The organism is Curvibacter cyanobacteriorum (assembly GCF_028649475.1).
Classification (GTDB): domain Bacteria; phylum Pseudomonadota; class Gammaproteobacteria; order Burkholderiales; family Burkholderiaceae_C; genus Curvibacter; species Curvibacter cyanobacteriorum.
Genome location: NZ_JAQSIP010000006.1, coordinates 234,363 through 246,406, shown reverse-complemented (window position 1 = coordinate 246,406; position 12,044 = coordinate 234,363). Strand labels below are relative to the sequence as shown.

The 12,044-nt window shown below is 64.4% G+C and carries 9 protein-coding genes and 1 tRNA gene; 7 read left to right on the top strand and 3 right to left on the bottom strand.

Features of this window, described 5'->3' with window-relative positions; all coding sequences use genetic code 11:
- Positions 1-26 precede the first annotated feature (26 nt).
- From PSQ40_RS14445 to PSQ40_RS14415, 6 genes are all read left to right on the top strand, one after another.
- Positions 27-239, top strand: a complete 213-nt coding sequence (locus tag PSQ40_RS14445) for a hypothetical protein (protein WP_273952295.1) — start codon at positions 27-29, stop codon at positions 237-239.
- 81 nt (positions 240-320) lie between these two features.
- A complete protein-coding gene (locus PSQ40_RS14440; protein WP_337961832.1) occupies positions 321-689 on the top strand; it encodes a DUF2946 family protein in 369 nt (122 codons plus the stop codon).
- A gap of 262 nt (positions 690-951) precedes the next feature.
- Complete coding sequence (locus PSQ40_RS14435; RefSeq protein ID WP_273952292.1) at positions 952-3,165, top strand: TonB-dependent receptor; 2,214 nt, start codon at positions 952-954, stop codon at positions 3,163-3,165.
- 4 nt (positions 3,166-3,169) lie between these two features.
- Positions 3,170-4,333 (top strand): PepSY-associated TM helix domain-containing protein, encoded by a 1,164-nt coding sequence (locus tag PSQ40_RS14430; RefSeq protein WP_273952290.1) that lies wholly within the window; start codon positions 3,170-3,172, stop codon positions 4,331-4,333.
- Positions 4,334-5,477: 1,144 nt separating this feature from the next.
- Positions 5,478-7,694: a TonB-dependent receptor gene (locus PSQ40_RS14420; protein WP_273952288.1), complete on the top strand. Its 2,217-nt coding sequence runs from the start codon at positions 5,478-5,480 to the stop codon at positions 7,692-7,694.
- Between the two features lie 12 nt (positions 7,695-7,706).
- Positions 7,707-9,254, top strand: coding sequence for a PepSY domain-containing protein (locus tag PSQ40_RS14415; protein WP_273952286.1), 1,548 nt, complete (start codon positions 7,707-7,709; stop codon positions 9,252-9,254).
- A 42-nt stretch (positions 9,255-9,296) separates the two neighbouring features.
- Here PSQ40_RS14415 and PSQ40_RS14410 read toward each other — a convergent pair whose 3' ends face one another.
- Positions 9,297-10,127, bottom strand: coding sequence for a DUF4198 domain-containing protein (locus PSQ40_RS14410; protein WP_273952285.1), 831 nt, complete (start codon positions 10,125-10,127; stop codon positions 9,297-9,299).
- A gap of 347 nt (positions 10,128-10,474) precedes the next feature.
- Here PSQ40_RS14410 and PSQ40_RS21375 point away from each other — a divergent pair, with 347 nt between their 5' ends.
- Positions 10,475-10,708, top strand: a complete 234-nt coding sequence (locus PSQ40_RS21375; RefSeq protein ID WP_409338595.1) for a DUF3732 domain-containing protein — start codon at positions 10,475-10,477, stop codon at positions 10,706-10,708.
- 234 nt (positions 10,709-10,942) lie between these two features.
- Here PSQ40_RS21375 and PSQ40_RS14405 read toward each other — a convergent pair.
- Both PSQ40_RS14405 and PSQ40_RS14400 read right to left on the bottom strand, forming a co-directional pair.
- Positions 10,943-11,019 (bottom strand) — tRNA-Met (locus tag PSQ40_RS14405).
- Positions 11,020-11,111: 92 nt separating this feature from the next.
- Entirely contained in the window at positions 11,112-11,891 is a 780-nt protein-coding gene (locus PSQ40_RS14400) for an enoyl-CoA hydratase (RefSeq protein ID WP_273952282.1), read from the bottom strand.
- Positions 11,892-12,044 lie beyond the last annotated feature (153 nt).

The window sequence follows — 12,044 nt, the reverse complement described above, 5'->3', positions numbered from 1 at the left end:
GGGTGAGCCCCAGCCACCTCGATTGCATGAATCCTCATCGCTCAATGATGCTACCGCGTGGTTCTGACCTGTTCTTTTTGTCGTTAGGTTCAGCGCTGAAAGACAAGAAATCAAGCATTCATGAGCTCTTTCGGCCTTTGATCGATGCCTGTCATGTCTTGGGGAATCTTGAGGCCTGGGCCGTCGGTGGCTGCAGTGGTCAGATCGACCGCCTCAAGCATGGTGTCCGCCTGCGGTGATCTTGGGCCCATGGCGACGGTGTTGGGCAACTGGGTGTCTATCGGATGAAGCGGGTTTCTTTCTACCGCATAATGCCGCCCATGCAGAGTACCAAACCGTCCAGAACATTTGTGCAGCTTGTGCTGCTCTGGTTCGCGTTGACTTTGGGCTGTGCTGTGGCCTCACCGTTGGTGGCCCCCAAAGCCATGACGTTGATTTGCTCTGGTGCCGGCGCCATCGAGTTGGTGCCGCTGCCCGACAACGACGGCCCGATGCTCAGTGCCGAGCATGGCACCATGGACTGCTCGCTCTGCGTCAACGTCGGCGCGCCACCACCACCGCTGCTGTCTGACACCGCGCCTGTTCCGGCGCCATTGGCCCACGCTCTGCGCGCCATTCCGGCCGCTCGCATTGCGGTGCTCACGGCCCCACCCCTGCCTTCACGCGGCCCGCCTCACGCCTTGCGCTGAGCTCTTCGGCGCTCATCACCCCGTCGTTCTGAACCGTTGCGTCGTTTGCCAGCCCCCGGGTCGTCGTGGTGGTTGGTACCTCAGCCTGGCAACGGTAGCCAGCGCATTGCCGCGGCTCATTCGATCTGTTTCCTCCGCAACCAGGGACGTCCCTGTTGGGACGTTGCTCGTCCACGAGCGTGCCGCGGTTGATGGCCTGTGCGTTGTCACCCAGGCGCCCTGGTCACCGGGCCTGCGGACCTCTTTTGTTTTTTGATTCACCATGACGCCTTCTTTCTCTTTGTCTGTCATCGCACTGGCCGTGACCTCCCTGTCGGCTACGGCCGCGGTGTGGGCCCAGAACGCCCACCCCACCCCCACCCTGAAGTCGGTGGACGTCAACGCGCGCCAGGACCAACTGGCCTTGGATGAGCCCAGCACCACGGGCAGCCGGCTGGGTCTGACTGCGCGCGAGACCCCGGCCACGGTCCAGGTCATCACCCAGGAGGACATGCAGCAGCGTGGCCTGCGCACTGCCCGCGAGGCCTTTGCCGACATCCCTGGGGTGGTGGCTGGCAATGTGCCAGGCAACCCCGCGACCTTGATGATGCGGGGGTTCTCGGGCAACGCCGTGTCCATCCTGCAGGACGGTGTGCGGGTCTCCACCTCGACCATCGTTCAGCGCGACACCAACACCTGGCATTTCGACCGCATCGAGGTCATCAAGGGCCCGGCCTCCGTCCTGTATGGCGAAGGGGCGTTGGGCGGCGTGGTCAACAAGGTCAGTAAGAAACCCAGTCTGGATGGCCACCACGGCGAGACCTTGCTCAGCATCGGCAGCTTTGGTACCACGATGGCAGCGGGGGGCTTGAACCTGCAACTGAATGACACTGCGGCCCTCCGACTGGATGCCAGCAGCCTGCAGTCCAACAGCCTCTACGACGTCAACAGCAACGCGACCAAATCTCAAGGTCTGACAGGAAGCATCCTGCTCAAGCCCCACCGTGATCTGTCTGTGCTGGTCGGCCTGGACTACTACCGCGACCGCTACAACGGCACCTACCAGGGGATTCCGCTGGTCTCGTCGGCGGTGGCCAAGAACCCCAGCAACATCGTCAGCACCGGCAATGGTTTGGTGGTAGACGAAGCGTTGCGCCGGATCAACTACAACCCAGAGGGCTCTTACTCCGGGGCAGAGGAGACCACTTTGCGGGCCAAGGTGGATTGGCAGTTTCAGCCAGGCTGGTCATTGGCCACCGATTTGACGGCCTACACCGCACAACGCGACTTTGTGCTCAGCGACACCCAGACTTTCGCGGCGCCGACCACGGCCTTCCCCAACGGCCGTCTGCTGCGCACGGTGCAGCGCTTCTATCACGATCACCAATTTTGGAACGCTCGCACAGCCCTGTCCCACGAAGGCACCTGGTGGGGCCTGAAGAACCGCTTCACGGTCGGCGCTGAGTACAACCAGACCCGTTTCGCCAGCCTGCGTCAGACCTCCTCGAGCACGGCGGTGACTGCCGTGGACCCCTACAACCCGGTGGTGGGGACCATCCCAACGGCGGCCAGTGCCTACAGTGCTGGCAACGTCAACTTTGACTCGAAGCAGCAGACCACCTCGGTGTTTGTCGAAGACGCACTGAACCTGGCACCCCACTGGTTGTTGGTGGGCGGCCTGCGTTACGACGACATCGACCTGCAGCGCAGTGTCACCAACTACAACGTCACCCCCAACAGCGTGCAGACGGCCAACCCACGGTACCGGCCCACATCGTGGCGCCTGGGCAGCACCTACGACCTGAACCCCGACACGACGCTGTACGCGCTCTACACCACCGCGGCCACCCCGGTGTCGTCGATGTTGGTGCAGTCGATTGTTAACACCAGCTTCAAGCTGACCACGGGTCATTCGGTGGAGGCCGGTGTGAAGATGAACGCGCTGGACAAGCGTCTGACGCTCACAGCGTCGGCCTTCTACATCAAACAAGACAACATCCTGACCCGTGACCCCGCCAATGCCTCGCTGACGGTGCAGGGCGGCAGCCAGTCGTCGAGGGGGCTGGAGCTCAGCGTTGGGGCCGCCGTCACGCGCCAGTGGTTGCTGGGGGCCAACCTGGGGCTGGTGGACGCCAAGTACGACCAGTTGATCGAGGCTGGCGGCGCGGTGCGCACCGGCAACCGGCCCATCAACACGCCGACCACCACGGCCAGCGCCCACACCAGCTACCAGGTGCCCAACACCCCGGTGACGGTGAGCGCGGTCCTGCGTCACGTGTCGGGCTTCTACACCGACACGGCCAACACCATATTTGTGCGGGGCCACTCGACCCTGGATGCAGCGGTCTCTTGGTCGTTGAACAAACAATCGACACTGACGCTGCGCGGTCGCAACCTCACCAATGCGTTCTATGGTGAGTACTCCGGCTACCCGACGACCAACATTTACATCGGGGCACCGCGCAGCGTCGAGCTGTCGCTGCGTTCTCAGTTCTGAGCCCATGCTGCGTCCGCGGGTGTTGCTGCGTCAATGCCACCTCTGGCTTGGACTGGGGGTGGGGGCCTTGTTGCTGGTCTTTGGCCTGACTGGCTCAGCGCTGGTGTTCTACCAGGCAATCGATCGGGCCCTGCACCCGGAGATCGCCGAGCCCGCGCAGGGCGAGGCGCCGGGCTGGGATTCGCCGGTCTGGAACGTCGCGCTCGGCACGCTGAAGCGCCAGTGGCCCGAGCGGCAGGGCCTCTGGCGCTTTGAAGTCAGTGGTGAGCCGGGCCCGCTGGCCGTGCGCTACCAGGAGACCCATGGGGGGCACGCGACCCAGCGCATCATGGTGTGGCTGAGTGCCGACGGCCAACGTGTCCTGCGTGAGGACCCTTGGGGTGCCTACCTGATGACCTGGGTGTACGACTTGCACATGGCCTTGCAATTGGGAGATGGGGGGCGGCGCTGGGTGGGCTGGGCTGGGCTCCTTTGCACGGTCTTGTTGCTCAGCGGCCTGGCCGCCTGGTGGCCGCAGGGAGCCTGGCGCCATGCCTTTCAGTTCAAGGCGGGGGCGCATCCGATTCGCACTTGGCGCGACGTGCACAAGCTGCTGGGCTTGGGCAGCTTGGCCTTGCTCCTGCTGCTGACGGTGACCGGTTGGATGCTCGCTTGGCCGACCGAGACGCGCAACCTGCTGACGGCGGTGTTGGACCCTGTGGCCACTTTGCGTCCACCATCGGCACTGGCCCCTGCTTCTCCCGCCACCAGGGTGCCTCTGGACCGCATTCTGCAGCAGGCCCGTGTGCAGATGCCCCTGGCGCGCCTAGCGTGGTTTGAAGTGCCCGCGGGGACCGAGGGGCGCTACATGGTGCGGCTCCAGCAGCCCGGGGATCCAAGTTACCGGTTTCCGCACAGTTACCTTTACTTCGATCCCTCGACGGGTGGTTTGCTGGCGCAGCAAGACCAGTCTCAGTTCGGGGTCTCCAATCGGGTCCTCAATTGGCTGCACCCGCTGCACGATGGATCAGCTGGCGGACTGGCCGGCCGGCTGCTGGTCTGTGGCCTGGGTTTCGTGCCGGCGCTGCTGTGGTTCACCGGCCTTTGGCGGTGGCGGCTGGTGCGGCGAGCCGCTGCCCGGGGCGCGGCTACTGCCGGGGGGCGGCCTCAACTTTCGCACCCTGGCTAGCGCCGATCGCCTGGTTTTTCGCCTGCCTCACTGCATGCTCCCGCCACCTCGTTTTTCAGTTTCTCCAGGGTGTCAGCGCATGAACCCGACAGTGAGGCAGGTCTTTTATCTCGACCAACGGACGGGAGGTCGCTCGCACCGCCACCGGCAATGCCGACAGAACCCCTCTGGAAACCCGCCCGCTTCCCTGGGGCGGTTGGCATGCCGCTCCTCCGAGCTGCTGTCGGAGCGTTCTGGGTGGTCACTTGGCGGTCGTCAGCGCCCGGGCGGTCTGTGCCACCTGAGTTCTCCATGCCCGCCCGCCGTTCGCAGGCCTCAGTGCATCGGTCACACCGTCGGCCCCCCAAGTCGTCAGCTTCGCCAGGCGTGTGAACGCGGACTTTCGCGCGGGCGAGGCCCACCATGGGCGGCCTCTTTTGGCTGTGACCAACCCACCTATTGGCCGAGTGAACTTCGGTGGTTGGGACCACCCGCGACGGCTCTGAATGGCCCTGCGTTGCGTCGGTGCGAGCGATGTTGCGCCGTCTTCAGGGGGGCTGGGCCGGGGGGGCCGTGGTCCCGGTCCGTCAGGCACCCGTTTGGCTTTGGTGCAGTGACCGCCACCCAAACCATCCACCACCAAACAGCCTTGCGGACCTATCGCCTTGGTAGATAATCTTTGGATGGATAAGTTACGAACCATTACCGCTCTGCCCTGGCTGGCGTTGGTGTGGTTCGTGCTGTCCATTGGCGTCGTCAGCGCCGCGCCCCTGGTCCACCCACAGAGGGTGGAGATGATCTGCGGCGGCGGCACCATCATCAAGCTGGTTCAGTCTACTGATGAAGGCATGGTCGAGCTGGACACGACCGCCATGTATTGCGCGCTGTGCATGCCAACCGGGGCTCCGCCGCCCCATCCGCTGTGGCCTTCGGCTGCGGCCCCATCGCCTCTGGCTTACGCTGCACAGTCCATACCGGCAGCCCGAATCGCGGCAGCGACTGCTGCGCCATTGCCCGCGCGCGGTCCCCCCGTGCACTCTTGAACGAAGCCACCTAGCGCTTGAACGCGATTGGCGTTCGGGCGACCCTTCATTCAACGCGCCTGATCCACCTGCCACTGCTAGGTGCGGGGTGGGTGTGCGGGTGCATTCGCACGGTTATTTTCATGTCTGATTTTTTTGTCGGCCTCAGCGCAGCACGCGCTGGGACCACGCCTCCATTCGTCTTTTCCGCCTTGACCACCGCCTTGCTGGCCTCGCTGTTGCAGGCTGCACCGGCTCAGGCCCAGACCCCAGCAGCCCCCTCACTTTCTGAGGTCAGTGTGCTGGGCGACCGCCACACCCCGACCGGGCGCCTGAACCTGGACGCGCCCTCCGAGACCGCCAGCAAACTGGGACTCACCGCGCGCGAAACCCCGGCGGCCGTGACTGTGGTGGACCGCGCCACCATCGACGCCCGGGGCGCCCAGGACACGCAGGAGATCCTGCGCGCCATCCCCGGCGTGACCGCGCACAACGCGCCCGGCAGCATCGGCGTGAGCTACCGAGGTTTCAGTGGGGCCTCGCTGAGTCAACTGTTCAATGGCATCAACGTCCAGTACACGATCGCGGCGCGTCCCGTCGACAGCTGGATCTACGACCGCGTGGAAGCCATTGGCGGTGCCTCAAGCTTCCTCTATGGCGCGGGTGCGGTGGGTGGCACGATCAACTACATCACCAAAGTGGCAGAGCGCAACGACTTCACTGAAGCCCAGTTGCGCCTGGGCAGCTATGGCCTGAAGGAGGCCTCGTTTGGCATCAACCGGCGGATCGTGGGCGATGGCATCCAGGCCGGCAGCCACTACGTGCGTCTGGATGTGAACCACCGCAACACCCATGGCTGGACCGATGGCACCCAATCACGCTCGACGCAGCTTGCTGCGTCGCTGCTGTCGGACCTGGGGGGGGGCTTCTCTCATTTGCTGGCCTACGAGAACCAGGACGAGCACGTCGATCGGCCCTACTGGGGCACGCCGGTCCTTAATCCCGTCGCCGGACAACTTCGCATCGATCCGGGCACCCGCTTCAAGAACTACAACTCCGCTGATGGTATCTATGCCCAGAAAGTACAGTGGCTGCGGTCGGTGGCAGACTGGCGCGTGAGCGATGCGCTGCAACTCAAGAACACCTTCTACGTGTACGACGCGCTGCGGGACTACCGCAACGTCGAGGCCTACCGCTTCAACGCCACCAACACGGGGGTGATCCGCTCCAGCACGCTGCTGCAGCGTCACGACCAAGAGATGGTCGGCAATCGCCTGGAAGCCGTCTACAAGGGCCAGCTGGCCGGCAGAAATAGTGACTGGGCCGCTGGGGTTGACATCAGCCGCAACCGCCAGACTCGGTTCCCGAACAGCATCTCCAGCACCGTGAGCACGGTCAACCCGTACAACTTCACGACCGAGAATTTTTTCTCCATCGCAGGGACTTCGCCCAACTTCAATCCGGATCGCGATAACAAGGTCACCACCATCGCCGCCTACCTGGAGAACCGCACCACCCTCGTACCCCAGCTCAACCTGGTGACGGCGTTGCGGCATGAACGCATCGATCTCGATCTGACCAATCGCCGAGCCGTGACCGCCACCACACCGGCCAGCTTCAGCCGCGGCTACAGCCCGACGACTGGCCGCATCGGCCTGGTGTGGGACTTCTCGCCCGATGCGAACCTTTACGCCCAGTTTGCAACCGCAGCCGACCCGCCGTCCGGCATCCTGTCAACGGCCTCCTTCGCTGACGTTGCGAACAACAGCAGCCTGACCACGGGCCGCCAGATCGAAGTGGGCAGCAAGGTTGACTTCTGGGGCAAGAAGGGCAGCGCCACGCTGGCGGTCTACAACATCACACGTAAAAACATCGCCTCACAGGACCCAAACAACTCAGCATTGACGGTGTTGGTGGGCGAGCAATCGTCCAAGGGGGTGGAGTTGGCCGTTGGACTGCAGCCCACGCAGCGCTGGTCGGTACAGGGCAATGTGAGCTTGGTGGATGCCCAATATGAGCAGTTCGTGCAAAGCGGTGTCTCCCTGGCCGGCAAAACGCCGACCAACACGCCGTCGCGGGTGGCCAACCTGTGGAGTTCGTACCGTTTTACCCCGCAGTGGTCGGCCATCGTGGGCATGCGGCATGTGGGGCAGGTCTACGCCAATGCGGCGAACACCCTGACCTGGCCCAGCTACACCTTGCTGGATTTGGGTCTGAGCTACCAGGTCAACAAGTCGGTGTCGGTGGTGGGGCGCCTGCGCAACGCCACGGACAAGATCTATGCGGCCAATGCAGGCAGCACCCAGGTCTACCTGGGGGCGCCGCGCACCGCGGACATCACGCTGCGCGCGTCCTTCTGACCTCGGCACGCCATGCACAGCGCCAAACGCTGCTTGTTCCTGATCCACCGTTGGCTCGGGGTCGTGTTGTGCGCGTTCTTCGCGATGTGGTTCGTGTCCGGCGTCGTGATGATGTATGTGGGCTACCCCAAGCTCACAGCGTCGGAACGGCTCGAGCACCTGCCTGCACTGGAGCGCGGGGCGGCTTACCTCAGCCCCCGGGAGGCGCTGGACCGGGCTGGCATCGCAGGGCCGCTGAAAGACTTGCGCTTACTGGCTTCGCGGGCAGGACAGCCTGTTTACCTGGCCGTGCCCGCGGGGGGCGCCAGCGCGGCGGGGGGCGGTAAACGCCGTCCACCGCCCGGTGCGGGCACCGTCGTCATCGATGCACTCACCGGCACGGTCTTGCGCGAAGTTGGGCCAACGGAGGCCCTGGCCAGTGCCGCAGCCTACGCTGGCACGCAGCCGGTGCCCATGCAGTATGAGGGCACGATCAACGAGGATGCATTCACGCACTCTCGCGGCCTCGACGCGCACCGACCGCTGCATCGGGTGCAGTTGCAAGACCCGCAACATACCCTGCTCTACATCTCGGGCAAGACCGGCGAAGTGGTGCGGGATGCGCCCAGGGCAGAGCGCTGGTGGAACTACGTCGGTGCCTGGATCCACTGGCTCTACCCCTTCCGGGGCAATGTCTTTGACGCCTGGTGGACCGACATCGTCAACTGGCTGTCCATCGCTGGCATCGCGCTCACCCTGACGGGCACCGTCGTCGGCCTGTGGCGGTGGCGCTTCAACGGTCGCTACAAAAGCGGTTCACGATCGCCTTACCAGGGCTTCATGATGCGCTGGCACCACATCACGGGGCTGCTGTTTGCGCTGATCACGCTGACCTGGATCTTCAGCGGGCTGATGTCCATGAACCCTTGGAAAGTGCTCGACAGCGGTGCCCCGCCCTTGCGCACCCAGGCCATGGATGACGGGCCGTTGCGGATCGCGCCCACGGCGGCTTCGCCTGCAGCCCTGCTGGCGGCAGCCGGCAGCTCGGTGCGCGAGTTGCGATGGACCCGTGCGACCGGTCAGGACCTGGTGCTGGCCAGCCGCCCGGCGGGCCGGCCTGCCGTGTTGGACGCGGCCACCGCCACTGCCCGGACCTTGGACCCGGCCCACACGGTGGCCGCCGCCAGCCGGTTGGTCGAGGCCCCTGTCAAACGCGTCGAGACCTTGGCCGCCTACGACCTCTACTACTACCAGCGGGAGGCGCACACCATGTCAGGCGGCGGCGACAAGCCCCTGCCGGTGCTGCGCCTCGTGTTCGACGATCCCTACGAAACCTGGGTGCACGTGGACCCAGCCACCGGCGCCGTGCTGGGCCGGACCGACAGGACGCGTCGGATCGGTCGCTGGCTGTTCGCCATGCTGCACAGCTGGGATTGGCTGCCGCTGCTGGAGCGCCGACCGCTGTGGGACCTCTTGCTGGTACTGCTGAGTGCGGGAGGTGCTGCGCTGAGCCTGACCGGGGTGGTGATCGGGTGGCGACGGCTGGGACGCAAGACCAGCCAGTGGGCCGCGCGCCATTGAGTGGGCGTCCAGCCACCTGCGGGGGCGGGTGGCTGGCTGACGTCAGTGAGAGGGCTGCGCCGCCTTGAACACCTCGAAGGTCAAGGTCGCGAACTGGCTCGTCCATTGACCGGTCTTCGCATCGGCCAGACGCAAATCGGTCGTGCTGAGCATCCAGCGCCCGGCGGCAGGCGCAGCGAAGGTGACCCGTCCCTCCTCATCTGTCCGTCGGCGCGCGGGGGGGCCTCGGCGCTCGCCGTGCAGCACCACTGAAAGGTCTGGGACCGGTCGCCCCTGGGCCAGCACCCTGACACGAAGCGGCCCATCGAGCCTGCCTGTTGACAGATCTGTCTCGGGGACCACCTCCAGCGGCATGCCCACTGGTTGAGACAGGGTGGTGTCTGCGGGCGTGCGAGGCGAAGGCACGATCACCTTGGCATGTTTGGCGTAGGTTTCCTGCCAAACCCTTGGCGCTGGCACCTCGGCCCAGGCTTGCCGGAGGGCTGGTGTGGCATCGATCTCGTCCAAGTACAGATTGATCTTGTTCGCCGTCAACACCAATTCGCGTGGATGCAGCGTGACCCAGCACATCAACGGGGCTGGGGCGCCGCGCTGCACCGTGAGTTGCAAGGCGTTCGATGATCGCTTCTGTGGCAGCAGAGGCAATGCAGCGCCGGCTTCCCTGCATTCGGCGAGGCCCACGCGCTCGCGCGCGATGCCCAGGCTCAGCGCGGGAAATCGATCCCCCGACGTCATGGTGAGGACAAAGGGCTTGCCCTGTTGCGGCGGCTCGCTTTGCGGCGTGAGCCAGGTTTCATGGGCGGAGACGGAAGCCGCCAGCGACAGGGTAGTCAACCAGGTGAGGGAGCGGCAGGTTAAGGCAAATGTAGGCATGTGTTGGGGCTGCGAGCAAGCGCTGGACCACGGCTTTGGACGCGTCAGGGCCATCATGGATTGTGCCGTCACCAGCGACCTGCTCCGCCTTGGACGGTGATTCCTTTTCAGGTGGCCATTGGCGGCGGTTGCGCCGCGAGGCCAGTCCGCGCTCAGCGCCAGCCCCTTTGGTCAACCGACGTTCGACGGCACCATCCGAGCGCGACGGGCCGCTCTGGCGACCCACCGCTCGGGGCCGCCATTCCCCGGGCGGTCATGGTCAAAGAGGGAGAAGGTGACTCACCCTAAGCATCGTCAACGGGGCACCAGGAGCACCGGATTTTCCGACACATGGGCGCTGTCTGGAGTTGGACGCGGTTCGGAAGGTCTTCGAGACTCTGGGCAAGGTAGTGTTGCAGGCGCACGGCAAGCTGCAAGTCATCGTGCTGGACCATGCAGGACGTGATGTTTGGGGAGAGATTCCCGGCGTTGTTGGCCTCAGGGAGTGGCGTGAGGGCGTCAAGCTTGTGCCGATGAAGTGGCTTTCAGACAACGGCGATGGTGCAACTCCCCGAGTCCGAGTCGTCGCGGCCAGTCCTTGAACCCTCAGACGTGCGGTGACGCGTTCCCGCGATTCCCGCCACAATCAATCGTTGTGGATTTCCACGCAGAAGTGACCCACTAACCCCTGGTGGCTCAGATTTGGATCGGCGCGGACGGGCCGATCTCAAAAATCCACTTACATCCGCCGTTACATCGGATGTAAGGCTTAGAAACAAAAAAGCCACCCGAAGGTGGCTTTCGCGTCCAAGTGCTTGTCGCACTTGAAGAAATTTTGGTGGCGCTTCACGGATTCGAACCGCGGACCTGTGGATTATGATTCCATCGCTCTAACCGACTGAGCTAAAGCGCCAACTTGGGTCGCAACACCTTGCGATTGAGGTGTTGTCTCAGACAACGTCGCTGTCTGAGCCCACGATTATAGCCACATTTTTTCGAGTTTTTTCACTGGGCCGTGAAATTTGGCGTTCTTTTGTTCAGGAAGGCGTCCATGCCTTCCTTCTGGTCCTGGGTGGCGAACAGCGCGTGGAACACGCGGCGCTCGTACATCAGGCCGTCCGACAGGCCGCTCTCGAAGGAGCGGTTGACGGTCTCCTTGGCGGCCATCACGGCGATGGGCGAGAACGAGCAGATCACCAGCGCGGCTGCCAGGGTTTCTTCCATCAGCTTGTCCAGCGGCACCACGCGGCTGACCAGGCCCGCGCGTTCGGCCTCGGTCGCGTCCATCATGCGGGCGGTCAGGGCCATGTCCATGGCCTTGGACTTGCCAATCGCACGCGGCAGGCGCTGCGTGCCACCGGCGCCGGGGATGACGCCGATCTTGATCTCAGGCTGACCGAACTTGGCGTTGTCCGCGGCGATGATGAAGTCACACATCATCGCCAGCTCGCAGCCGCCGCCCAGTGCAAAGCCGGCCACGGCGCCGATCACGGGCTTGCGGATGCTGCGGATGGTTTCCCAGTTGCGGGTGATGAAGTCACCCTTGTAGACGTCCTGGAAGCTGTACTTGGCCATGGCCGCGATGTCGGCGCCGGCGGCAAAAGCCCGTTCGCTGCCAGTGATGATGATGCAGCCGATGGCGTCGTCGGCCTCGAAGGCGCGCAGGGCCTGGCCCAGCTCGGTCATCAGCTGGTCGTTCAGTGCATTGAGCTGCTTGGGGCGGTTCAGCGTGATGATGCCGACTTTCTCGGCTTCGGTGCGCACTTCAATGGTTTCGTAGGCCATGTCTCTTATCTCCATCGTCAAAAAGGGGGCTGGGCGCACTATACCCAAGCCGACCCGGCGCCCGCTGACACCGGGGTTGCAATGCCTGCAACCGTCGCGTGCAGGACGTGCCAGCGGCCGGGGCTGCGGGCAGAATGGCCCAGGGCATCGGCC